Annotated in this window: 18 protein-coding genes, 1 pseudogene and 1 riboswitch; of the genes and pseudogenes, 1 reads left to right on the top strand and 18 read right to left on the bottom strand. The window is 66.6% G+C overall.

Annotated elements, in window-relative coordinates; all coding sequences use genetic code 11:
• Window positions 1–8: 8 nt before the first annotated feature.
• Genes B128_RS0103860 through nadC form a run of 5 tightly spaced genes read right to left on the bottom strand, consistent with a single transcriptional unit; the run spans window position 9 to window position 3922 of the window.
• A complete protein-coding gene (locus tag B128_RS0103860) occupies window positions 9–1499 on the bottom strand; it encodes an L-aspartate oxidase (protein ID WP_018110960.1) in 1491 nt (496 codons plus the stop codon).
• Complete coding sequence (gene nadA / locus B128_RS0103855; RefSeq protein ID WP_018110959.1) at window positions 1499–2422, bottom strand: quinolinate synthase NadA; 924 nt, start codon at window positions 2420–2422, stop codon at window positions 1499–1501. Before nadA ends, B128_RS0103860 begins: the two co-directional genes overlap by 1 nt.
• Window positions 2423–2426: 4 nt before the next feature.
• Window positions 2427–2822: a type II toxin-antitoxin system VapC family toxin gene (locus B128_RS0103850; RefSeq protein ID WP_018110958.1), complete on the bottom strand. Its 396-nt coding sequence runs from the start codon at window positions 2820–2822 to the stop codon at window positions 2427–2429.
• On the bottom strand, window positions 2806–3060 hold the full coding sequence (locus B128_RS0103845; protein WP_018110957.1) for a ribbon-helix-helix domain-containing protein: 255 nt from the start codon (window positions 3058–3060) through the stop codon (window positions 2806–2808). The genes B128_RS0103850 and B128_RS0103845 overlap by 17 nt, the downstream gene beginning before the upstream one ends.
• A 25-nt stretch (window positions 3061–3085) precedes the next feature.
• Complete coding sequence (gene nadC / locus B128_RS0103840) at window positions 3086–3922, bottom strand: carboxylating nicotinate-nucleotide diphosphorylase (RefSeq protein WP_018110956.1); 837 nt, start codon at window positions 3920–3922, stop codon at window positions 3086–3088.
• Between the two features lie 59 nt (window positions 3923–3981).
• Here nadC and B128_RS0103835 point away from each other — a divergent pair, with 59 nt between their 5' ends.
• Complete coding sequence (locus tag B128_RS0103835; RefSeq protein ID WP_018110955.1) at window positions 3982–5922, top strand: thioredoxin domain-containing protein; 1941 nt, start codon at window positions 3982–3984, stop codon at window positions 5920–5922.
• A 78-nt stretch (window positions 5923–6000) separates the two neighbouring features.
• On the opposite strand, the gene B128_RS0103830 is transcribed toward B128_RS0103835, so the two are convergent.
• The 13 genes and pseudogenes from B128_RS0103830 to B128_RS12640 all read right to left on the bottom strand — a co-directional run.
• Window positions 6001–8763 (bottom strand): DUF1156 domain-containing protein, encoded by a 2763-nt coding sequence (locus tag B128_RS0103830; protein ID WP_211207072.1) that lies wholly within the window; start codon window positions 8761–8763, stop codon window positions 6001–6003.
• Entirely contained in the window at window positions 8760–12032 is a 3273-nt protein-coding gene (locus B128_RS0103825) for a helicase-related protein (RefSeq protein WP_018110953.1), read from the bottom strand. The genes B128_RS0103830 and B128_RS0103825 overlap by 4 nt, the downstream gene beginning before the upstream one ends.
• Window positions 12033–12035: 3 nt before the next feature.
• Window positions 12036–15212, bottom strand: a complete 3177-nt coding sequence (locus B128_RS0103820; RefSeq protein ID WP_083922075.1) for a DUF499 domain-containing protein — start codon at window positions 15210–15212, stop codon at window positions 12036–12038.
• Between the two features lie 672 nt (window positions 15213–15884).
• Complete coding sequence (locus B128_RS0103815; RefSeq protein WP_018110950.1) at window positions 15885–17558, bottom strand: ribonucleoside-diphosphate reductase subunit alpha; 1674 nt, start codon at window positions 17556–17558, stop codon at window positions 15885–15887.
• 8 nt (window positions 17559–17566) lie between these two features.
• Window positions 17567–18535 carry a ribonucleotide-diphosphate reductase subunit beta gene (locus tag B128_RS0103810; RefSeq protein WP_018110949.1) on the bottom strand — a complete coding sequence of 323 codons (969 nt, stop codon included), beginning with the start codon at window positions 18533–18535 and terminating at the stop codon, window positions 17567–17569.
• The gene (locus B128_RS13125; protein WP_245537219.1) at window positions 18519–18797 is read right to left on the bottom strand and encodes a hypothetical protein; all 279 of its coding nucleotides are present in this window, start codon (window positions 18795–18797) and stop codon (window positions 18519–18521) included. Before B128_RS13125 ends, B128_RS0103810 begins: the two co-directional genes overlap by 17 nt.
• 61 nt (window positions 18798–18858) lie before the next feature.
• Window positions 18859–19089: pseudogene (locus B128_RS13120) on the bottom strand (5-methyltetrahydropteroyltriglutamate--homocysteine S-methyltransferase); the annotation flags it as partial.
• On the bottom strand, window positions 19079–19450 hold the full coding sequence (locus tag B128_RS0103805; RefSeq protein WP_018110948.1) for an acyl-CoA thioesterase: 372 nt from the start codon (window positions 19448–19450) through the stop codon (window positions 19079–19081). The pseudogene B128_RS13120 and the gene B128_RS0103805, both read right to left, overlap by 11 nt.
• A gap of 141 nt (window positions 19451–19591) precedes the next feature.
• Window positions 19592–19736: riboswitch (adenosylcobalamin (AdoCbl) riboswitch) on the bottom strand.
• A 149-nt stretch (window positions 19737–19885) separates the two neighbouring features.
• Window positions 19886–21214, bottom strand: coding sequence for a cobyrinic acid a,c-diamide synthase CobB (locus B128_RS0103800; protein ID WP_018110947.1), 1329 nt, complete (start codon window positions 21212–21214; stop codon window positions 19886–19888).
• On the bottom strand, window positions 21201–21527 hold the full coding sequence (locus B128_RS0103795; protein ID WP_018110946.1) for a hypothetical protein: 327 nt from the start codon (window positions 21525–21527) through the stop codon (window positions 21201–21203). The genes B128_RS0103800 and B128_RS0103795 overlap by 14 nt, the downstream gene beginning before the upstream one ends.
• Window positions 21527–22090, bottom strand: a complete 564-nt coding sequence (cobO, locus tag B128_RS0103790; RefSeq protein WP_018110945.1) for a cob(I)yrinic acid a,c-diamide adenosyltransferase — start codon at window positions 22088–22090, stop codon at window positions 21527–21529. The genes B128_RS0103795 and cobO overlap by 1 nt, the downstream gene beginning before the upstream one ends.
• Window positions 22069–22767, bottom strand: a complete 699-nt coding sequence (locus tag B128_RS0103785) for an adenosylcobinamide-GDP ribazoletransferase (protein WP_018110944.1) — start codon at window positions 22765–22767, stop codon at window positions 22069–22071. The genes cobO and B128_RS0103785 overlap by 22 nt, the downstream gene beginning before the upstream one ends.
• Before the next feature lie 4 nt (window positions 22768–22771).
• Window positions 22772–22912, bottom strand: a 141-nt coding sequence (locus B128_RS12640) for a nicotinate-nucleotide--dimethylbenzimidazole phosphoribosyltransferase (protein ID WP_211207073.1), incomplete at its 5' end; no start/stop codon positions are given.

The raw sequence follows: 22912 nt of genomic DNA, 5'->3' as shown, positions 1-22912 counted from the left end.
CCTCCCAATTATACCCCCACGGGAACCTTGACCAGGCTTTCCCCTTGGGCCTCGAGGTGGTAGGCCTCGGGGGCCTCCTCCGGGAAGTCTTCGCGGAAGTGGGCCCCGCGGCTTTCCTCCCGCAGGAGGGCCATGGAGAGGAGAAGCCTGGCCAAAAGGGCCAGGTTTCCCGCCTCCAGGGCCTCCCGCCCCGCCGCCTCTGGGGGGACCTCCTTCAGGGGTAGGTCCTGGGCAAAGGCCAGGGCCTCCGCCAGGGTCTCCTTCCGGCGCACCACCCCGGCGGCCCGGCCCATCCACCCCCGCAGGGCGGGGAGAAGCCCGGGGTCCAGGGTGAGGGCGGGAAGGGGCCTGGGCCCTGGGGGATGGGCCAGGTGCGCCAGGGCGGCCAAAGCCGCCCGCTCCCCCATGACCAGGCCCTCCAGGAGGCTGTTGGAGGCCAGGCGGTTGGCCCCGTGGAGGCCGGTGGAGGCCACCTCCCCCGCGGCGTAGAGCCCCGGGACCCCGGTGAACCCCCAGGGGTCGGTCCGCACCCCGCCCATGGCGTAGTGGGCGGCAGGGGCCACGGGCAGGGGCTCCTTTAGGGGTTCGTACCCCAGGGCCCGGGCCGCGGCCACCACCGTGGGGAAGCGGGCCTCCAGGTGGGGGATGGGCCGGAGGTCCAGGTAGACGCCCCCCGTGCGCTCCCCCTCCCAGAAAACCGCCCGGGCCACCACGTCCCGGGGGGCCAGCTCCCCCAGGGGGTCGTAGCGGGGCATGAAGCGCTCCCCCCGGGCGTTGAGGAGGATGGCCCCCTCCCCGCGGCAGGCCTCGCTCACCAGGCTCCCGTTGGGCAGGGCCGTGGGGTGGAACTGGACGAACTCCAGGTCCCGCAGGATGGCCCCCGCCCGGAAGGCCAGGGCCATCCCGTCCCCCGTGGCCCCAGGGGGGTTGGTGGTCACGGGGAAGAGCCGCCCCAGCCCGCCCGTGGCCAGGAGGACCGCCCCGGCCCGCACCAGGAGGGGGCCCCCAGGCCCCAAGGCCAGCACCCCCGCCACCCGCTCCCCCGAAAGGAGGAGGCTTGCCGCCATGTACCCCTCCAGCACCGGGCTCCTCAGGCGGGCCAGGAGGCCCCGGAGGAGGAGGAGGCCGCTTTGGTCCCCTCCCAGGTGGCGCACCCGGGCGCGGGAGTGCCCCCCTTCCCGGGTGGGCTCGGGGTGGAAGGGAAGCCCCCAGGAAAGGAGCCTTTCCAGATGCCGGGGGGCCTCCTCCAGGAGGGCGCGGGCCACCTCGGGCTCCACCAGGCCCCTTCCCGCCCGCAGGGTGTCCTCCAGGTGGGCCTCGAGGTCCGCCTCGTCCAGGGGGAAGGCCACCCCCCCCTGGGCCCAGGGGGTGGAGCCGGAAGGCAGGGGGTCTTTGGAGAGGAGGAGGACCCTGGCCCCCTGGGCCTCCGCGGCCAGGGCGGCGTAGACCCCCGCCACCCCCGCCCCAAGAACGAGGAGGTCGGCTTCCAGGGTGCGCATCAGCCCACCGCCACCATGGCCTCCAGGGCCCGCCGCGCCCGCCGGGCCACCTCCTCGGGCACCCGGACCACGTGGCGCATCTCCTTGAGGGAGAGGTAGACCTTTTCCAGGGTAATCCGCTTCATGTACTGGCAGACCGCCTCGGGCTTCACCGGGATGAAGGTCTTGCCCGGGGCCTCCTTGCTGAGGCGGTGGAGGATGCCCACCTCCGTGGCCACCACGAACTCCCTGGCCTCGGAGCGCTTGGCGTGGCGCACCATGCCCTCGGTGGAGAGCATCTTGGCGTCGGGCTTCAGGTAGAGGCAGCCCGTGCCGCAACCGCACTCGGGGTGGATGAGGAACTCCGCCTCCGGGTGGGTCTCCAGGAGGGCCTTCAGGTGCTCCTCCCGGATGCCCGCGTGCACGTGGCACTCCCCGGGGAAGAGGTCCAGCCGCCTGCCCGTCATCCGGGCCACGTGGGCCCCCAGGAACATGTCGGGCACGAAGAAGATGGGCCGGTCCTGGGGGAGGCGGGCCACCACCTCCACCGCGTTGGCGCTGGTCACGCACACGTCCGCCAGGGCCTTCACCTCCGCTTTGGTGTTCACGTAGGCCACCACAATCCCCTCGGGGTGGGCCTCCTTCCAGGCCAGGACGTCCTCGGGGCGGATGCTATCGGCCAGGGAGCAGCCGGCCTCGAGGTCGGGCAGAAGCACGGTCTTCTCCGGGTTGAGGATGGCCGCGGTCTCCGCCATGAAGTGCACCCCGGCGAAGACGATCACCTTGGCCCTGGTGCGCTCTGCCTCCCGGGCCAGGCCCAGGGAATCCCCCACGAAGTCCGCCACCTCCTGCACCTCGGGAAGCTGGTAGGAGTGGGCCAGGATGACCGCCTGCCGTTCCGCCTTGAGCTGGGCTATGGCTTGGGTGAGTTCCTTCTTGTCCATGCTTCTAAGCTTGGGCAAAGCCCTGTTCCCAAAAGTGGGCGTCAAAGGCAAAGGCCTTCCTCAGGCCGTGCCGGCGCATGAAGAGAAAGCTCGTCCAGTCCACCAGGCTCACGTCCTTGCGGCCCGAGGCCAGAAGGGCGGTGAGGGCCTCCTGGTGGAGGGCCTCGTCCACGGGCAGGGTGCGCACCACCCCCAGGAGGTCGCCGCAAAGGGCCCGGACCGCCTCCGGCCCCAGGCGCCGCTGCACCAGGGCGGCGCTTTCCACCACCACGTAGGTGTGGGTAAGGAGGCGCTCCTGGTCCGCCAGAAGCCTTCTCAAGGTCTCCGCCGCCTCGGGGTGCTTCTCGTCGTCCCGGTCCAGGAGGGCGTAGAGGGCCGAGGTGTCAACGAAGACCGCCAAAGGCCTCCTCCAGGTAGCGGTCGTGGGCCTGGCTCACGTCCTTCTCCCCCGAGGCAAACCGTCCCACGGCCGCCAGGGCCCGGCGGGCCCGCTCGGCAAAGCCCCCGTTGGCCTCCTCCTGCAAAAAGCGCTCCACCGCCCGCCGCACCAACTCCGCCTGGGAGACCCCCTCCTCCTGGGCCAGGCGCTTGAGGCGGGCTGCCTGCTCCTCCGTGAGCTGGACCTGGGTGCGCACCATACCATCATGGTAGCAGGTTCTGCCATCATGGCGCCACCACCAGGAGGGAGAGGTCCAGGGCCCTGGCGGAGTGGGTGAGGGCCCCCACGCTCACGTAGTCCACCCCCGCCTCCGCCGCCAGGCGGGCCCGCTCCAGGGTCATGTTGCCGCTGGCCTCCAGGGGCACCCTCCCCCCCACCCGGGCCACCGCCTCCCGGAGGGCCTCGAGGGGAAAGTTGTCCAGGAGGATGAGGTCGGCCCCCGCGGCCAGGGCCTCCTCCAGCTCCTCGAGGCTCGTCACCTCCACCTCCACCTTGAGGTAGTGGGGGGCCCCGGCCTTGGCCCGGCGCACCGCCTCCCCCACACCCCCTGCGGCCCGCACGTGGTTCTCCTTGATGAGGATGCCGTCAAAGAGGCCGAAGCGGTGGTTCTGCCCGCCCCCCACCCGCACCGCGTACTTCTCCAGGGCCCTGAGGCCGGGGGTGGTCTTGCGGGTGTCCAGGACCCGGGTCTTCGTGCCCTCCAGGGCCTCCACATAGGCCCGGGTGAGGGTGGCGATGCCGGAAAGCCGCTGCAGGAGGTTCAGGGCCAGCCTCTCCCCCGCCAGGATGCCCCGCAGGGGGCCCTCCAGCCGGGCCAGGGCCTCCCCCCGGGCCACCCGGGCCCCCTCGGCCACCAGGGGGGTGAAGCCCACGCGGGGGTCCGCCAGGCGGAAGACCCGCTCCGCCAGGGGCAGGCCGGCCACCACGCCCTCCTCCTTGGCCAGGATCAGGGCCTCCCCCTGTAGCCCCTCGGGCACGGTGAGGAGGCTGGTCAGGTCGCCCGGCCCCAGGTCCTCCTGAAGCCAGGCCCTGAGGGTCGGCTCGTCCACCGCCGGCACCATGCCCCCCATTGTAAGGAGGATGGGTCCCGGCAAAAGGGGGGCGGGCTAGCCTTAGGGGGATGGCCAACCGCCTCAAAGACGCCCTGAGCCCCTACCTCCTGGCCCACGCCCAGGACCCCGTGGACTGGTACCCCTTCGGGGAGGAGGCCTTCCGCAAGGCCAGGGAGGAGGACAAGCCCCTCTTCCTCTCCGTGGGCTACAGCGCCTGCCACTGGTGCCACGTGATGCACCGGGAGAGCTTTCAGGACCTCGAGGTGGCCGCCCTCCTCAACGCCCACTTCGTGCCGGTGAAGGTGGACCGGGAGGAGCGGCCCGACGTGGACGCCGCCTACATGCGGGCCCTCCAGAGCCTCACCGGCCAGGGGGGATGGCCCATGAGCCTCTTCCTCACCCCCGAGGGCAAGCCCTTCTTCGGCGGCACCTACTTCCCTAAGGAGGACCGGAACGGCCTCCCCGGCTTCCTGCGGGTCCTCAAGGCCGTGGCCCGGGCCTGGCGGGAGGAGCGGGAGGCCTTGGAGCGGGAGGCCGAAGGCCTGGCTAAGGCCCTCTGGCGGAGCCTCACCCCGCCCCCGGGTCCCGTGCCGGAGGAGGCGGAGGAAAAGGCCCTGGAGGCTCTCCGGCGTACCTTTGACCCCCAGTGGGGCGGTTTCCTCCCCGCCCCCAAGTTCCCCCAGGGCCCCCTCCTCCTCTACCTCCTGGCCCTGGCCTGGCGGGGGGTGGAGGGGGCCGGGGAGCTGTTGCGCCCCACGCTCCGGGGCATGGCCCTGGGGGGCATCTACGACCAGGTGGGCGGGGGCTTCCACCGCTACGCCACCGATCGCTTCTGGCGTGTGCCCCACTTTGAGAAGATGCTCTACGACAACGCCCTGCTGGCCCGGGTCTACCTGGGAGCCTACCAGCTCTTCCGTGAGGGACTCTTCCTGCGGGTGGCCCGGGAGACCCTGGACTGGCTCCTCTCCATGCAGCACCGGGAGGGGGGCTTCTACACCGCCCTGGACGCGGAAAGCGAAGGGGAGGAGGGGCGGTACTACACCTGGACGGAGGCCGAGCTAAGGGCCGTTTTGGGGGAAGCTTTTCCCCTGGCCCAGCGCTTTTTTGCCCTGGGGCCGGACCTGGGGGAAAGGAGCGTCCTCACCGCCTGGGGGGAGGAGGCCGTGCGGGAGGCCCTGGGGGAGGGGTTTGCCCCCTGGCGCGAGGCGGTGCGGGGGCGGCTCCTGGCTGCCCGCAGGCGGCGGGTGCCCCCGGCCCTGGACGACAAGGTGCTGGCGGACACCTCGGCCCTGGCGGTGCGGGCCCTGGCCGAGGCGGGGAGGCTGCTGGGGGAAAGGCGGTACCTGGAGGCGGCCCGCAGGGGGGCCCAGTTCCTCCTCCGGGGGATGTGGCGGGACGGGCTGGTGCGCCATGCCTGGCGGGAGGGAAGGCTCGGCCAGGAGGCCTTCCTGGCTGACCAGAGCTTCACCGCCCTGGCCCTTTTGGAGCTCTACACCGCCACCCACGAGTGGCCCTACCTGGACTGGGCCAGGCGCCTGGCCGAGGCCGCCTGGGAGGCCTTCGGCACGGGGGAGGCTCCCTCCCTGCCCCTGCCCGCCCGGGAGGTGGAGGAGGGGGCGGTCCCCTCTGGGGCCAGCGCCCTGGCGGAGGCCTTCTGGCGTCTGGGGGCCATCTTCGGCGGGGACTACCGGCAGAGGGCGGAGGCCCTTCTGGAGGGGAGCGCCCTTTGGCTGGAGCGCTACCCCCATGCCCTGCCGGGCTTCCTCCTGGTGCGGCGGCTCCTCCGGGAGGGCTCTGAGCTGGCCCTGCCCCTTCCCTCCCCTCTCCTCGAGGGCGCCAAGGGGATGTACCTTCCCCTCACCCAGCTGGTCGTGGGGCCGGCGGGGGCCTTGCCGGCCCTCGAGGGCCGGGAGCCCGGCAGGGCCTACCTCTGCCGGCAGGGGGTGTGCCGCCTGCCGGTGGTGGAGCTGGAGGCTCTGGAGGGGGAGGTGCGGGAGCTTTACCCTTAGGGTTCGGGTGGTCAGCCTTTTGTTAAAAATTTCACGATTAAAACGGCTTGTGAGCGTGGTCTCCGCAAAGTTCACCCCCTAGAAAAGCCGCGACCTCCCAGGCTTGGGCAACCCCTGGCGCACCGCCAGAAGTTCCTTGAGAGCGCGGCTTTCCTCAGTGCCCTCGAGGACCTCCGCCAGGGCTTGGGCCACCTGCCAAAACACCTCGCTTTCCAGGTAGCCCACCTCCTCCAGGTAGTCGGCTATGGCCTGTTTGCCCTCGCGGCGGAGGAGCAGGGTGCGGTGGAGGGCGTCTATCATGGGCACACGCTCCTGGCCGGACGCGGGGCCCTCTGCTGGCCTTCCCAAGCGCTTATCCTTGGCCCGCTCGGCGGAAAGGCGCACAAAGGTCTTCTCCCCCTTTTGCTGCACCAGGCTACCGAGCTCAGCAAGCTCTACCCCCACGCTCTGGGCCAGCTTGCGGGCCTCGTCGGAAGGAAGCTCGGTGCCATAGGCCCAGAGGGCCAGGAGGGCAAACTGGGTGGGCCCGTCCACCCCGCCCATGGCCTTTGCCCCCAAAACCTGCTCCAGGGCAAACTCCAGCACGATGCGGCGCACCTCGTCCAGAAACTCGCCCACCCCCACCTGGCGGCCATCGGCCCGCTTGACCAGGTCGTAGCGGCTGTAGGCCTCCAGCCCCGGCCCAATGGCCGACATGAAGAAGTCGGCCCCGCGAATGCCCGCCTCCCAGAACTCCTGAAGCCGGGGGCGGATGGCCTCTTGCATCTCGCGGCGCACATCGGCGAAGAAGCCGACGCCACCCCCCGAGCGCTTGGTGCAGTTCAGGAAGGTGGAAGAGGCCAGCGCCGCGGCTTTATGTGCTCTCAATCGACCCCTACTTTCTGTATGCAACGGCCAGGAAGTTTGTACCTGAAACCCCGCCCGGATGAGGGCGCTGATGAGGGTCTCCCAGGCCTCGGTGCTCTTGTGGGCGAATACGATGGTGGCCTCGCCCCCGGGCTTGAGCACCCGGTGCATCTCCTGGAAGGCCTGGCGCATCATGTCCTCAAAGAACTGCTTGGCCTTTTGGTTGTCGCCCCCGTGGCGCACCGGGTTCTGCACCGCTTCCTGGCTTTTGGGGGTGAGGGGGGTGCGGAAGTGCTCGGGGTAAAGGTGGCCCACCGTGCGCTTGAGCCAAACGTAGAAGAAATCCGAAAGGTCGGCATAGGGCACGGCGTCGTAGTAGGGGGGGTCGGTGATGATGGCGTCAAAGAAGCCGTCTGGGAAGGGAAGGCGGGTGGCAGTGGAGCGGTGGGCAGTACAAGGCCCCTCCCATCCACTAACATGTTCAATTACCTTGACTTCGTACACCAGTGCCCATGAATAGCTGCCGGTAAGTAGACCTATCGGATTAGTTTCGGCATAATCCCAAACCATGGGAAGCGCTTGTCTACCAAAGGTGTTTGTAACACCTTCATCATCATTGCCCCAGCGACACAAAGAAGAACAATAGTCAACAACCTTGTCTAAGCTGAAAGCCAAGTATGTCGCCACCCCTCGAGCCCACTCCTCCTCCATCCCCCGCCGCAACATCTCGGCATGGGCCTCGCGCACCCACTTGGCAAAGGTGACCAGGGCCAGGGCCTGGCGGGGGTTGAAGAGCTGGCCCCATTGCTCAAAACCATAGATACAAGGCGTGAAGGCTCGAGGCTCGTAAGGAATGGGCTCATCGGGAATCAAAGGAAGCTCGCTAAATAGATTCTCCCCATGCTTGAGCTCATCCAGCTTCAACCTGGCTTTTTCAAAAGAAGCCTCATCATCTGATGTGGCTGGTCGGTATGTCTTACCGTTTTCATCCTGGCTACCCAGAATGACCGCCAAAAGTCGCTCTTTCCACCGTTTTTCTCTAGCCTGATGCTGGATCTCGGATGAAGGAATCGCCGAACCACAAACCAAGCAGGTGGCATCACCCCGCTCAATGGTGCCCTTTTCTGGCCACTCCTCGCCCTTTCCCACCTCCTCCACCGCAAAGGAGATGGTCTTGGTGGCCTCATTGACCAGCGGCCTTAGGGCAATGCGCTTTTTGTCCTTCTTGGCCAGCCACCACTGGCGCACCAGGGGCACCTCGGCGCGGCAGGCGGGGTTGGTGCAGGTAACGGTGCGGGCCCAGAGGTAGGCCACGGGGGTCTTGCCATCGGGGTCTTGGGGATAAAACTCGGCCAGCTCGGCCCTGGCCCGCTCCAGCACCCACTCGCCCCAGTAGCGCACCTCGGTGGCCAGGGGGTTCTTGCGGTAGGACTGCACCCACTCCCCCTCTCCAGAAAGGAGGGGCCTCTGCTTTTCCTGAGACCAGGCTTCCCTATCCCTTTGCCGGATGTACTCCGGCACGGGACGGCTTTCGGGCTGGCCGTACTTCTGGGGGTACTCGAGGGTAGCCTTCAGAATCAGGTAGGCCACGGGGTTCAGGTCCAGGGCGTAGGTCTCGCAACCCAGGCGCAGGGCCTCGAGGGGAATGGCTCCACCCCCGGCAAAGGGGTCCAGCACCCTGGGAGGCTGGCCGCCATTGGCCTCCAGCACCCTACGGCGGGCTTCCAGGATGTCCGGGTTGTTGCCGTCTTTAACTGCCTCCCAGGGAACAATCCTCTTAACCAGCTCGTAGTTCTCGTCGGTGTCGGGCACCAGCGTGGCAAACACCGCGGCCCGGCTTGCCGCCAGCGGGCGCCGGGCCCACCAGATGTGCAGGGTGGAGATATGCCCGTGGCGGATGGACTTTTCCCGGGCCGAGGCTTCCGAGATTTCCTTGAGGGGTAGACGATGTTCTATTAGGCGGCGCTCAGGGTTCATAGTTTTAAGAGAACTCATCTAACAACCTCCGCATGTCGCTGCCACTCCTCCTGGTCTACCACATACCGCACCACCTGCACCTCCTCCCCCGGCTTGAGCCTGGCCGCCGGGTCTTGGATCAAGTGCAGGCGTGGACTGGTGAGGGCCCCCGTCACGATGTAAAGCCAGTACCGGGCCCCAAGCCGCCGGGCGGCAATCCACTCGTTGGGGGTGAGCACCACCGGCCCCACCCCGGCCCGGCCTTTGACCTCTATAAAGCGCCCCTCAGACCGAAGGTCATAGCCCAGGTTCTCCTGGCTCACATCTACCGGGTTCCGCCCCTCCTTGCGCTCGTAGGCCATGGCCACCTGCATGGCCGCTTCCTCCACGCGCTGGCGCACCTCAGGGTCTTCTTCGTCGGGTAAACCCAGGGAACGGGGGTACAGGTAGGCCAGGGCTACCACCTGAGCGGGTTCAGGGTTCAGGGATAGGGCTTTTTTCAGATCCATTTCCAGGGTTCTTTGCCGCTCCTCCAGCTCCCTTAAGCGGCGCTCCTCCTGCTGGATGGCGAGGCGCATGGCCTCGTCTCCTTTTAACTTGTACTCCGTGAGCTTTTTGGCGGATTCGGCAATGAGAAACTCCAGGCTCTTTTGCGCATATTTGCGCCGGATCTCCACCTCCTGGGTCCGCTCCGCCAGCACGCTTTGAAAAAAAGCATCCACAAGGTGCTGGTAAGCCCATTCAAGGAACCTTCCTTCCACCTCCTTGGGGGAAGGCAGAGGATGTTGGGGAGGTATGGTGGGCTCGGCATCCACCAAAAGCTCGGGAGGTACCTGCCAGACCCTTTCCCCGTCCATCAGGAGAGCGAAAAGGCGCCGGGCTACTGTCTGGCCCAGTCCATCCACTACGGCCAGCTCCAGGTAGCCCAGCACTCCTTCCCGCTCACCGTCATAGAGGAAGGTAGCACCCTGGCGCAGAACCGGGGCCGACTGAGCCAGAATCTCTTCCAGTACCTGGTCAAAGAGGGGGTGGCCCGGGGCGATAAGTTCCGCCTCGAGGCGGGCCCTGGGGTCAAAGACAACCCGGGGATACTCCCGGACCAATACCCCAGGCTGCTTGCGCAGGAGGTGGTGAGGCACGCTCACCCGGAACAGGCCATCCCCTCGCCGCTGGACACTCCCCCCCAGGCGGCCCAAGGCCCGCACGAAGAAGCGCTGGATGTACTCGGGCTGCAGGCGGTGCTCCTCCGAACGGGCTTTTTCCTGGCGAAGGCGGGAAAGGTCCAGCTCCCTCTTGGCCAGGGCCTCGAGGGTAACCCTGCGGATGAACTCCAGCCGCTCAGGGGAAAGCCGGGCCTCCACCATGGCCCGGATCTCCTCCAGGGTTTTGCGGCCAGCCAGGTGGGCCAGGATTAGGTCCTCGAGGTTCACGTCCGCCAGAAGTTCTCCCACCACGTCGTAGACCCGGTCCGAGCCCATCTGAGCCCGCATGGCCTCCAGCTTGTCCAGCACCACCTGGAGCACCTTGCCCTCGCGGGTGTTCTCCGCCACCAGGTTGTAGACGTGCACGTCGTAGCGCTGACCGTAGCGGTGTACCCGGCCCATGCGTTGCTCCAGGCGGGTGGGGTTCCAGGGGAGGTCGTAGTTGACCATCACTGCGCAAAACTGCAGGTTGATACCCTCCCCCGCGGCCTCCGTGGCCACCATGACCTGGGCCCTATCGCGGAACTCCCGCTCCCGCTGGACCCGCTCCTCGAGGCTCATGGAGCCGTCCATGGAGGTCACAGCATAGCCCCGCTTCCGTAGGACCCCCACCAAAAACTCCAGCGTGGCCTTGTGCTCGGTAAAAACCAGTAGCTTTTCCCCCTGGAGGCTATGTAGCACCTCAAGAAGCTTTTGCAGCTTGCGGTCGTCCTCCAACCGGGCCAGGGTTCGGGCTTTCTTGGCCAGGGCCTCGAGCTGGGCCAGCTCCTCCTCCAGCTCGGGCAAGTTCCGGGCCAGGGTAAGGCGCTCGACCAGCTCGTCCTCCAGCTTCCAGCGCTCCGCCTCGGGCAGCTCCTCCAGCTCCTCCTCGCCAAGCTCGCCTTGGGAGTTTTCCTGTAGCTTAAGCACCTGCTCCCGCAAAGCAGCCAGCCGCTTCCGGCGGTTCTCCAGGCTTTGGGCTATGGCGTAGGTGCTGCTGGCCAGCCGCCGCTGCAAGACCGCCATGGCCAAGCCCACATTGCGCCGCCCCTGGTCCCAGGCCCGCCTGAAGTGCCGCGCCACGTAATCACTCACCTCCTGGTAGAGCATCTCCTCGCTGGGGGAGAGCCGGAAGGCCAAGGTATGCACGTAGCGGGGCGGGAAAAGGGGCTTGCCCTCAAAATCGGTCATGTCCTCCTTGAGGCGGCGGAGCAGGATGGGGTTCTCCCCCCTCTGGGCGGCTTCCTGCAGAAGGGCCGTGTTGGCGAAAAGCTGGGGTTCCAGAAGGTCCAGAAGGAGACGGAACTTCTCCTCGTCCCCCTGGTGGGGGGTGGCGGTGAGGAAGAGCATGTGGGTGCTCTGGCGGGAGAGGACCTCGCCCAGGCGGTAACGCTGGGATTTCTTCACCTCCAGGCCATACCGGGTGGCTGAAAGCTTGTGGGCCTCGTCCACCACCACCAGGTCCCAGTGGGCCTGCTCCAAGAGGCGGAGGTTTTCCTCCCGCTTGGCAAAGTCAAGGCTGGTGATGACCTGGCTACGCCTGAGCCAAGGGTTTTCCCCGTACAGGGCCCCCACCCCCTCGCGGTTCATCACCTCAAAGGTTTCCCCGAACTTCTCCTTGAGCTCCCGGCGCCACTGGTCGGTAAGGTTGGCCGGCACCACGACGAGGGTTCGGGAAACCACCCCGCGGTACTTGAGCTCCTTCAGGAGAAGCCCAGCCATGATGGTCTTGCCCGCGCCAGGGTCGTCGGCCAGGAGAAAGCGCACCCGGGGCTTCTTGAGGAGGACCCCATACACGGCCTCGAGCTGGTGGGGCAGGGGGTCTATGCGGCTGGCCGAAACGGCAAAGAAGGGGTCAAAGAGGTAGCCAAGCCGGATGCGCCGGGCTTCCACCCCCAGAGCCAGGAGCTCGCCATCCCCCGCGAAGGGGGGCGCCTTGGCCCCGAGGCTCCCCAGAAGCTGGGCCACCTTCTCCTCGTCTAGAAGGAGACGGTAAACCTTTTGGCTTTCCAGCCCTTCAGCTACCAGGTGGAAGCGGCCCCCCTCGGGATCAATCCGCAAGACCCGCACCGGTTCGGGCCAGAAGGGAGCTTCCACCACCTGGTCCAAAAGGGCCTGCCCATCCACGGCTTACTCCTCCTCCCAAGTGTAGTCAAATCCGTACTGGTCCAGGATTTCCCGTGCAGAGGTAGAGAGAAGGGTTTCGTTCAAACCAGTGGGGTTTTCCGCCCAAACCTCCACCCGCAACCGCACCTGGCCCCCAGCGTCCTGGAGGGCTTTAGCCAGGTCCACCAGGATGGGAACCCGCTTAAGCTCCAAGGGGTCCAGAACAACCCGAACCTGTCTCACCTTGAGGCGTGGGGAAGGCGGGGGCGTTGGAGCTGGTTTCCCTACCACCTGGGGAACGGGAGAAGGCTGGGGCTCTTTGGCTTGGGTAGCCTCAGGCCTGGGCAGAACCCCAGGCCTCGCCAGCAGGTAAGCCTCGCTAAAAAAGACCTCTTCCGGACGAGGGGGGTTCTGCGCATCCCAGACCTGGGCAAACCCCCCATCCCGTCTTACCCCAAGTTCAAAGAGATGGATGCGCACCCCCTGCACCACGGCCTCCTTCAAAGCCTCTTCTTTTTCTAAAAAGGGAAGGTGGGGTAGGCGCAGGAAATGCTCCCGCAAATCCCTCAGACTCAGATAGGGTTCACCCTCAGGCCAGAGCCCGCTTTGGAGCAAATACGTAGGATCCAGACGGCTTAAGAGGTGGTCCTCGTCCCTCAGGACCTTCTCCACCGCCTCCTGGAGGGTGGGTTGGGTTTTGGCATGGGGGGAGAGGTCAAAGAAGCGGTAGCTCCCCTTAGCGTCCATGGGTTCCAGCATTCCTGTGTAGCTGGCCTTGACCAGGGCCGGTAGGGCCTCACGGGCCTCTTTGAGGCGAAGGGCCAGCTCGGCCCTCTGGTCTTCGGAAAGTATGAGGCCCCGGTCGGCATGGATGTCCTCGAGGGCCAAAAGCTTGCGGGCAGCCTCCTGGGCCCGCAGGTAGGGAGCCCGAGCCATGGCCAGGTAAAGGGTGGTATTCTTGTAAATTCTTGGCCCAGAGGCGTGGTTGTCCTGAAGCATCCGGTAGGTGCGTTCCAAAGCCGCCTGGTCGTCATGGAAGGCTTCAGGTCCCAGGAGGATTAGCTTAAGGTGGGGCTGGTCTGGCACCTCCCGGTGGTCTTGGGGCCAGACGTACACCCTAAAAGGCCCCTTACCCACCACCTCCTCCACCTGAACCCGAATACGTTCCTCAATGGCCTCCTCCCGCACCTGGGCCATCCGGTCGGCCAGCACCGCATTCAGATTGGGCTGGGCTTTAAAGGACCATCCCCCGTTGGCGTAAAGGTAGTAAAGCCGCTTTTCCAGGTGACCCAAGGCGTCCCCAACCAGAAGGGGCGTGATCCCTTCAGGGTAAGTCAGAGCCAGGTTGAGCTGGGGGCGGGTGGCACCTTGTTGGGCCCCGCCGGAATGGGAGTACATGAAGATGGCGGTGGCCAAGGACTGAGCCAAGCGGTGACGGGCGTACTCACCCCCCTGCTCCCGATCCAACCGGTAGGCCTTGCCATCGGGGGGGATGATGTCGGAGGCCAGCACCGACTCCCAATTGGCCTCGCCCAAAACGCTATCCACCGTGGCCCGCAGGTCCGGGTTGGCCAGGGCCACATCCCCTAGCCCAATGAGGGGCCGGGCCCCAGGGTTTAGGTACTCGGCCTCCACCACCCGGGCCAAAAGGCGCAGCACTCCCCGGGTACGCTGAAAGTTCTGTAGTGTGCCCCAGCGCTCATAAAGCACATCCACCAACTGGGGGTGAAAGGGAAAAGCCTTGAGCATCTTGCGGGCATATTCTCCGCTACGCACCTCTGGGGGCAGCTCATTCCTGTAGGCCTCGTAGGTTTCCATGTAGGCAGCCACCACCCTCTTGGCCCCTTCGCCGTCTATCTGCTCAAACAACCGCCTCCGAAGGACCTCATAAATCTCCTCCCCTTGCACCGGCATGCGCACCGCCTGGACCCGGCCAAAGATCTTCTCCAGGCGGGCAAAAACCTGGGGAGCCTCGTGGTGATCGTAGTACTCCAGGTGGGACTCGGGAAAAGTGGTGACCAGGGCCACCTGGGGCAGGCTACCCACCACCTCGCTCAGTTCCTGCAAAAAGGCAAAGGTCTGGGCCTGAAGGGTGGTCTCCCCTACCCTCACCGAAGCGGCTTTAACCTGATAAACCAGAATCTCGTCCATGAGGATGAGGGCAGGGCTATGGGCCTTTAGAAACTCGGCCAGAGCCTGCTTGCCGGGAGAGGTCAGGGCTTCATCTGCAGTCCGAAGCCACTCATAGCCGGCCTTACCCCCAAGGCCATAGGCCAGCTCCCCCCAAAGGGTGCGAAGATGAAGTCCGTCCACTTTGCGTCCCTGGGCCGAAAGGGCCGTACCCACCAGCACCGCCACCCGTGCTTGGGGCACTTCACCCACACCAGATTCCTCCACAAGGGCCCGGACCTCGGCCAACCCCAGGAGATCCTCAGGAGCCCGAAACAGATGGTAAAGGGCGATAAGGGCATGGGTCTTGCCGCCGCCGAAAGGGGTGCGGAGCTGCACCACTGCTTCGCCACCCAACCCCACAATCCGCCGCAGGGTGTCCTTGAGGATAGCCTTGAGCTCACGGGTGAGATAAGTCTTTTGGAAAAACCGCCGGGCCTCCTGGTATTCTGCAGGAGCCCAACCGGCCACCACGTCGTCCAGCTTGGCGGCAAAGGTATTCTCGTCAAAATCTCCTCGCCGTATGGCCTCATCGGGTTGGGCCAGCTTCCACCAAGGGGGTAAGCCTCCTTGAGAGGCCTTGGGTACGAATTCCGCCATCAAACCCCGAACCTGAAGGGCCGTCTCCTCAGCCCCAATGAGCTTCAGGAGCCGGACCATGTTGTCCATGGCGCGGTTTACATCCTCTTCGGGAATGAACTCCTGGTGAGCCCACTTGTTGCGTACCTCGCTGATCTCATCGGCCCAGGTAACGGCCCGGTTGTAGTTGCGGCCAAAGCGTTCCCGAAGGACTTCTTTTTGTCCCAACATGATGTCCTTAAAGTGGTTTAGGTCCAAGGTTTCCTCGGCTAACCGGCCCCGCTTCATTTCTTCCAGAACCAGCTCGCGACGGCTTTCACTCAAGGAAGCCAGATAGGCCTCCACCCAGCCCCGCCCCTCCCCATGGGCGTGCTTTAGCGTTTCCAAGAGGAAAGGCTTCATGGCATCGGCAAAGAGCTTCAAGGCTTGAGCCAAGCGACCATGGGCTTCCATACGGTGATTTTATCTATGCTGCTCTAGCGATTCCGTGACGACTCCTCGAGCTTCAGCCCGAGGCTTCTCGGTCATTAGGGAGCGGCCAGCGCCGAGCCCATAGCCGAAGGCTCCGCCTGAACCCTTGCCAGGACATTTCCCACCGCGGCCACATCCCGGTGAAAGGGCGTCCCACACCCGGAGCAGGCGTACTCCCTGATTCATAGAGGCCTCTTATCCTAGTGGCTGCATACGGAGTAGCCCTGGCTCATGCGCCTAGGGTCAAATCCGATGACCTGCCTACCAGCCAGAACGCTACCGCTTACGCGGTGAGCCTCCGCTTTGTAGGCGAGGATGGCCAGAAACTGCGCTCAGCCCGCATCCAGCACTCCCTTGGCCGCATGGGAGTGGGCAAGGCCCAAAACGTTCGGGTCCTGGTGGATGCCCTTGTACTGGAGTAGCTAGGCTCGTACCTTCAGCAGATGGCGCTTTTGCCCGTAGAAGCCCACCGTCTTGCGCCTCTTATAGGCCTTCCATCGCTCCTGCAAGGCCCAATTCCCAATTATGGGACTAGCAGCTTTCTGCCCCATCAGCATGCTCCAGGGCTCCCGAAAGGGCCCCAGGCCCTTGCCTGGGGCCCCTACTAGCCCCAAACCCTAGCTTCCCTGACAAAACCCGGGCCCGACCCGCGGCCTACCCTTCACAGGCCCGGCAGGAAAGGAGGAGGTCGCGGCTGTAGGCCTGGGCCGCACTCTGGCTGAACTGGTAGTAGAGGGCCTTAAGCCCCGAGCGCCAGGCGTGGAGAACGAGCTCGTTCACATCCTTGGGTGGGGCCTCCGGGTGAATCACCAGGTTCAGGGACTGGCCCTGGTCAATGTACCGCTGCCGCCCCGCCGCCAGGTTCACCAGGGTCTTTTGGGAAACCTCGGCGAAGGTCTTGAAGACCGCCTTCTCCTCCTCGCTGAGGAAGTCCAGGTGCTGCACGGAGCCGTTATGCTCCAGGATGCTTTGCCACACCTTTTCCTCATCTTTGCCCTTTTCCCGAAGGAGCTCCTCCAGAAAGGGGTTCTTGAAGGGCACCCGGGCCTTCTGCAGGTCCTTGAGGTAGTAGTTGCTCATGTAGGGCTCTACGGAGGGGGAGACCTGGCCCAGGATGAAGGCGCTGGACTTGGTGGGGGCCACCGCCAGCAGGGTGGCGTTGCGCCGCTCCATGACCTCGGCCAGCTCGTCCTCGGGGTGGCGCTCCCTGAGCCATCTGGAGGCCAGCTCTGCCTTTTCTCGGATGGTCTTAAAAATGAGGTTGTTGAGAAGGAGGGCCTCCGTGCTCTCCAAGGGAATTCCCTTGGACTGTAGGTAGCTGTGCCAGCCCAAAACTCCGATCCCAATGGCCCGGTAGCGCCGGGCAAAGCGCACGGCTCGCTCCAGGTAGGGGATGCCTTCCGCCTTCGCTATGAAGTCGTCCAGGACGGAGTCCAGGAAGATGGTAAGGGTCTCCACCGCATCGGTGTCCTTCCACTCGTCAAAGTGGAGGAGGTTGAGGGAGGAGAGGCAACAGACAAAGCTTTCCTCGGGATCCGAAGGGAGCATGATCTCGGTGCAGAGGTTGCTGGCCCAAATGGTCTTCCCGAGCCGCTTGAACACCTCAGGGGCCTGGCGGTTGGCGTTGTCCCGGAAGAAGAGGTAGGGAATGCCCACCTCCGCCCGACTCTTCAAAACCGCCGCCCAGCGCTCCCGCTTCTCCCGGTCCCCAGCCACCATGGCCTCAAGCCACTCATCCCCCACGGAAACCCCCCAGAAGAGGGACTGGACCTCCGAGTTCTCCCGCTGTATGCGGAGCCACTCCCAGAAGTCCGGGTGCTCTATGGGGAGGTAGGCGGCGCACTGGCCCCGGCGGGTAGAGCCCTGGTTGAAGACCTCTATAACCCGGTCAAAGAGGGAGGCGAAGGCATAGGAGCCGTTGCTCTCCCCGTTGTCCCGGATGGGGGCTCCCCGGGGCCTGAGGGACCCCAGGTAGACGGAAGTGCCCCCACCCTGCTTGCTCATCATGCCGATCTCCGCCACCGCCTTCAGGATGGAGGCGGTGTCATCCTCCACGTAGGTACCGTAGCAGGAGATGGGCAGGCCCCGCCTGAGACCGTAGTTGGCCCAGATGGGGGTGGCCAGGGAGTACCACCCCCGGGCCATGTAAGCCTGGAACTTCTGGGAGAAACCCTCGATCCCCGTGAGGGCCTCGGCCCGGTCGGCGATCTGCCGCACCCGCTCCTCCACCGTCACCCCGGGGAGGAGGTAGCCCCGACGCATGTAGAGCCGCGTCCACTCGTTAACCCAGTACCAGGGTTGGTATGTGCGCTCCTTCGTGCGAAGCATGCTTCCCCCTAGAAAAGGTCCTCCGGATCGTAGCCCTGCACCCTGCGGGCATAGGCCACGCTCCGCTTGTTGAAGAAGTCCACCTCCTTGTCGGCCAGGAGTTCCAGCTGGAACCACTCCGTGTCCCTGAGGAGGTCACTGTCCACCCGAAAGGGCTCGGGTAGCCCGTGGAGGGCCAGAACTTGGTTGTAGCGGCTCTTAAGAAATTCCCGGGTCTCAGCGAAGCCCACCGCCTTGGGCTCCCCCCCGGCGAAAATCCATTCCAGGAGGGCCTCCTCGGCCCGATAGAACTCCTGGGCAAAGCGCAGGGCCTCCTCGGCGAAGGCCTGGCCGAAGAGGTGGGGCTCCTCCTCCCGCCAGAGGCGCAAAAGCTCCACCCCGAAGAGCCCGTGGATGTTCTCCTCCTTGCTGGTGGCCTCTATGGCGTTGGAGATGCCCTTGAAGAGGCCTTCCCTGCGGTTCAGGGCCATGAGGGCGTAGAACTGGGAGAAGAGGGAGATGTGCTCGGTGAAGGCGGAGAAGAGGAGGAGGGCCATGGCGTAGTCCCTGGGTTCCTGCTGGCGGGAGCGCTGGAGCACCTGGGAGAGGAGGTGTTGCCGGTCCTTCAGGGCTGGTTCCTCCAGGGCTTTGGGAAATAGGGCTTCCAGGGAAAGGAGGTCCAGAAGGTGGGCGTAGGCGTTGGCGTGGCGTACCTCGCTTTCCGCAAAGGTCATGCCCACCTCGGCCACCTCGGGCTTGGGGAAGACCTCATAAACCCGGGCCCAGAAGAGCTTCACGGAGAGCTCCACCTGGGCGATGGCCAAAAGGGCCCGGCGCACCAGGGAACGGACCTCCTCCCCCGAAAGGGCGTAGTCCTGGAGGTCGGCGGCGAAGCTGAACTCCGTGTGCACCCAGTAGCTGTGGCGGATGGCGTCCCGGAAGCGGAGGAACCCGGGGTACTGGTAGGGCCGGTAGTGGGACCTAGGCTCCCTCAGCATCCCTTCCCTCCCATTGGGCCCGCAGGGCCCGGGCCGCGGCCACCTCCTCCCAGCGCCGGGTCTTGAGCCCGCAGTCGGGGTTGACCCAAAGGCGGCGAGGGGGGATGTGTTGGGCATAGGCCTGGAGACGAGCCTGGATTTCCCCGGGGGTGAGGAGGAGAGGGGTGTGGACGTCGAAGGCCCCCGGTCCTACGTCCACCTCCAGGTCGGAGAGGGCCTCGAGGAAGCGGGGATCCTGACGGGCGGCCGGTGCGCTGGACAAACCACTTGCGCAGGGGCAGGCGGTAGTAGGCCTCGAGGTCCTGGGGGTCCACGGGGTAGACCCCGACCATGACCGCCAGATCCAGGAGGGGGTCGTAAAGGCTCATCTCCCCCACGGGGTAGAAGTCCACATGGGCCCCGTAGGCCGCAAGCCGCAGGGCCTCCAGGCTCTCCAGGCCCTGCAGGAAGGCCTCCCGGTCCATCCGTCCCCCCCAGAAGCCCTCCAGCAGGCTCTTGTACTCCCGGTTGGGCCCCAGCCGGGGAAGGCCGTAGGCCAGGGTCCTAACCTGCATGGCCGCCCTCCAAAGGGGGGACGGGGGTCGGCCGCCCCATGGGGTCCAGGGCCACCAGCACGAAGCCGCCCCGCGCCGCCAAGTAGGGCTCCTTGCCCTCCTCCACGGGCTCCACCCACATTTCCACCTCCACCCGCATGGAGGTGCGCCCCACCTCCACCACCCGGGCCACCAGCTCCACGATGGAGCCCACGGGCACAGGCCGCCGAAAGTCCACCGCGTCCGAGTGCACCGTGACCACCTTGCGCCGGGCATGCCGGGTGGCAGCCACAAAGGCCGCCTGATCCATCCAGGCCATGGCGGTGCCGCCGAAAAGGGTTCCGTAGTGGTTGCTTTCCCCAGGAAAAACGGGGTAGACCATGCGGGTCTCCCGCACGTTAAACCTCCCTCATCGCGCCTTCAGAGCGCAATCAGACGGGCCTAGAGCCTAAGTCTCCGGACCCAGGCGTACCCGGGTCTGCGATTTTTCTGGGAAAGAAGCAAATCAAGGTCCCACAGGCATCACCACCTTCACCCTTGCCTCGAGGGCTACGGGGCATGACCGCGAAGCGGGTACTCGGGCTTCGGGCACGGGGCCCGTTACCGTTGCGGGACAGCGCCGGACTTTCACCGGACTTCCCCCACCGCCCCTCAGCGGGGCGTCCAGACCTGTCGGCCTGGCATCGCGGCCAGGACACCCTAAGTGTTGGGCGTCCTGGAGGAGAGGGTACCACAGGTTGGGCCTGGGGTCAAGGCGCACCCCTCTGAATGGGCCCGCAGAGCAGGCACCCCCAAGCGGAGGGCCCGCTACGGGAGATCAGAGCCTTCCAAACCCAGCCCGCTCAGCCAGGGCCAGAAACCTCCTTGCTCCCTGGGGCTGGGCGGGTAGGTAGAGGTGGATGAAGCTGGCCAGGACCCGGCCGTCCGTGTACCCCTCCACCTCTTCCCCACCGGCCTGCCGCCAGGCGGGGCTTGGGGAGGGGGGTAGGTGGGCGTAGTGGAACTCGTGGCCCCTATAGACCTCGCCTTTCCTGGCCACAGGGCCATCCCGCAGGGCCACCACCTCCCGGTAGCCCAGCACAGGCCTTTCCGCCATGCGGGCCTCCCCGGGGACCCGCCCCGCCATGGGGTAAAAAGCCTCCCCTACCCAAAGGCCCTGGGCCAGGTACATGTACCCCCCGCACTCGGCCACCACGGGCCCGGGGAAACCGCGAATGGCCTCCCGCATGGCGCGGTTCTCCGAGAGCTCCCGGGCCAAGAGCTCGGGGTAGCCGCCCCCCAGGAGGAGGCCCTGAGCCTGGGGGAGGGCCTCATCGTGCAGGGGGCTGAAGGGGATGAGCTCGGCCCCCAGGGCCTCGAGGAGCTCCAGGGCCTCGGGGTAGTAGAAGCGGAAGGCCTGGTCCCAGGCGTAGGCGATGCGCACCCGGGAAGGGCGGGGCTCGGGCAGGAAGGGAGGGACGGAGGGCAGGGGCGGGGCTTCCTCCGCCAGCCGGAGAAGGGCCTCCAGGTCCCACGCCCCAGCCTGCCCTAAGGCCTCCAGGGGAGGTTCCACCTCCCCGGCCAGCACCAGGCCCAGGTGCCGCTCGGGCACCTCCAGGGTGGGGTCCCGGGGGAGCCAACCCAGGAGGGGAAGGCCGATGGCAGAAAGGGCCTCCTGCAGAACCTCCGCGTGGCGCTCCGAGCCCACCCGGTTGGCCACCACCCCCACCACCTCCACCCCGGGGCGGAAGCCCCGGAAACCCTGGACCAAGGGGGCAATGGAACCCGCCATGCCCCAGGCATCCACCACCAGGACCACGGGGGCCCGGAGGAGGACGGCCACCTGGGCGGTGGAGCCCACCCGCCCCAGGGGGTCCTTGCCGTCAAAGAGGCCCATGACCCCCTCCACCAGGGCCAGGTCCGCCCCCCGGGCCCCGTGTTGGAAGAGGGAGAGCAGGCCCTCCTCGCTGAGGAAGAAGCCATCCAGGTTGTAGGGCCTCCGGCCCGCGGCCCGCTCCAGATGGGTGGGGTCTATGTAGTCGGGGCCCACCTTGAAGGGCTGGACCCTTAGGCCCAGGGCCCGCAGGCGCTGGAGGAGGGCCAGGGCCACCGTGGTCTTCCCCGCCCCCGAGTGGGGGGCGGCCAGGAGGAGCCTAGGGATCCGCATCCTTCCTCAGGCTAAGGTACCCGTCCCGATAGGGGGTGTTTTCCACCCGCTTCCCCGTGTAGTCCGGCCCCTTCCCCCACCAGGGGGGCCCCCGCTCCCCCAGGGCCCGCTTGGCCTCGTCCACCCGCCGGCGGGCTTCCTTAAGGGCCTCGAGGTCCCCCCGCCTTTTGGCCTCCCGCACCGCCCGCCGGGCCTGCATCAGGGCCTTCACCCAGCGTGTTCGTTCCTCCGGGGGGAGGCTTGGGTCCGTGCAACGCCAGAGCCTCCCCTTGGCCACGAAGTAGCGCCCATCGGGGGTGATGGGATAGCGCATCAGTGCTCAATGCCCCGCTGGGCGGGGACTCCCTGGTCAAAGGCGTGCTTGAGCTTGCGCATCTCCGTCACCGTGTCCGCCAGCTCCAAGAGGGCCTCGGGGGCACCCCTTCCCGTCACCACCACGTGCACATGCCGGGGGCGGGCCCTGAGGGCTCCCAGGAAGTCCTCGAGGGCAATCCAGCCGTAGCGCAAGGGGTAGGTGGCCTCGTCCAGCACCAGGAGGTCCCACGCCCCGGAGAGGAGGGCCTCCTTGGCCCGCTCCCACCCCTCCCGGGCCAGCTGGGCCGAGGCCTCCAGGTCCCGGCTTCTCCAGGTAAACCCGTCCCCCAGGCCCTCTATGGGGATGCCCAGGGCCTCCAGGGCCCGGTGCTCCCCAAAGCGGGCCCCCTGGTGCTTGAGGAACTGGAAGACGCGCACCCTCAGCCCCCGCCCGTGGGCCCGGAGGGCCAGGCCGAAGGCCGCGGTGCTCTTCCCCTTGCCCTCCCCGGTGTAGACCAGGAGGAGGCCCCGCCGCTCCCCCTCAGGTTTCCCGTAGGGCCTTACCCGCCTAGGTGCCTCCATAGAGCGTAGCCTAGCAGGGCGGCCAGCTCCCCCAGGGCGATCATGGCCCCCAGGATGTCCCCGTTTAGCCCCCCCAGGCGGGCCAGGGCCAGCCGGGCCACGCCGTAGGCGGCCAGGAGGCCGAGGAGGGCGGGCAGGGGAAAGAGGAGGAAAAAGGGCAGGGCCAGGAGGGAGGGGAGGAGGAGAGGGCCCCCCCGTATGAGGGCGGCCATGCCCGGACCCAAAAGGGGGTAGCGCCGCAGGAAGGGGAGGCAGGCGAAGCGGCCAAAGCCGGGAAGGAGGAGGAGGAAGAGGGGGTCCAGGGCCAGGGCCAGCCCCTGCCAGAGGAGGAGGAGGTAGACCCCCCCCACGCCGAAGGCGAAGGGGCCCAGGTGGGGGTCCTTGAGGATGCGGAGCCGCTCCTCCCGGGGCCTTGCGCCCAAGAGGGCATCGGCAGCGTCCAGGAGGCCATCCAGGTGGAGAAAGCCCGTGAGGCCCAGGAGGAGGGCCAAAAGGAGGGCGGCCAGAAGCCCCTCGGGAAGGGGCAGGAGGGCCAGGAGGGCCAGGGGGAGGCCCAGGAGGTAGCCCACCAGGGGGAAGAAGGCCGTGCTCCGGGGGAAGTCCTCCAAAGAGGCTTCCTTGGGGGCTAAGGGGAAAACGGTGAGGAGGGCCAGGGCCAGCCGCAGGAGGCGGAGCATGGGCCTAAATAGGGCCGGAAACCCCGGCCTCGGCAAAGGTGGCCATGTGGAGGATGCGGGCCGCGGCCCGCAGGAGGGGCATGGCCAGGACCGCCCCCGTGCCCTCCCCCAAGGCCAGGTCCAGGTCCAGGAGGGGCCAGAGGCC

The organism is Thermus igniterrae ATCC 700962, from assembly GCF_000376265.1.
Classification (GTDB): domain Bacteria; phylum Deinococcota; class Deinococci; order Deinococcales; family Thermaceae; genus Thermus; species Thermus igniterrae.
The sequence above is the reverse complement of the archived record's forward strand: the minus strand, read 5'-3'. Positions and strand labels throughout refer to the sequence as shown.

Coding starts and splice junctions, on each gene's coding strand:
- B128_RS0103860 (WP_018110960.1), bottom strand. CDS start 1,499: ATGCGCACCCTGGAAGCCGACCTCCTCGTTCTTGGGGCGGGGGTGGCG.
- nadA (WP_018110959.1), bottom strand. CDS start 2,422: ATGGACAAGAAGGAACTCACCCAAGCCATAGCCCAGCTCAAGGCGGAA.
- B128_RS0103845 (WP_018110957.1), bottom strand. CDS start 3,060: ATGGTGCGCACCCAGGTCCAGCTCACGGAGGAGCAGGCAGCCCGCCTC.
- nadC (WP_018110956.1), bottom strand. CDS start 3,922: ATGGTGCCGGCGGTGGACGAGCCGACCCTCAGGGCCTGGCTTCAGGAG.
- B128_RS0103835 (WP_018110955.1), top strand. CDS start 3,982: ATGGCCAACCGCCTCAAAGACGCCCTGAGCCCCTACCTCCTGGCCCAC.
- B128_RS0103830 (WP_211207072.1), bottom strand. CDS start 8,763: ATGAGTTCTCTTAAAACTATGAACCCTGAGCGCCGCCTAATAGAACAT.
- B128_RS0103820 (WP_083922075.1), bottom strand. CDS start 15,212: ATGGAAGCCCATGGTCGCTTGGCTCAAGCCTTGAAGCTCTTTGCCGAT.
- B128_RS0103815 (WP_018110950.1), bottom strand. CDS start 17,558: ATGCTTCGCACGAAGGAGCGCACATACCAACCCTGGTACTGGGTTAAC.
- B128_RS0103810 (WP_018110949.1), bottom strand. CDS start 18,535: ATGCTGAGGGAGCCTAGGTCCCACTACCGGCCCTACCAGTACCCCGGG.
- B128_RS0103805 (WP_018110948.1), bottom strand. CDS start 19,450: ATGGTCTACCCCGTTTTTCCTGGGGAAAGCAACCACTACGGAACCCTT.
- B128_RS0103800 (WP_018110947.1), bottom strand. CDS start 21,214: ATGCGGATCCCTAGGCTCCTCCTGGCCGCCCCCCACTCGGGGGCGGGG.
- B128_RS0103795 (WP_018110946.1), bottom strand. CDS start 21,527: ATGCGCTATCCCATCACCCCCGATGGGCGCTACTTCGTGGCCAAGGGG.
- cobO (WP_018110945.1), bottom strand. CDS start 22,090: ATGGAGGCACCTAGGCGGGTAAGGCCCTACGGGAAACCTGAGGGGGAG.
- B128_RS0103785 (WP_018110944.1), bottom strand. CDS start 22,767: ATGCTCCGCCTCCTGCGGCTGGCCCTGGCCCTCCTCACCGTTTTCCCC.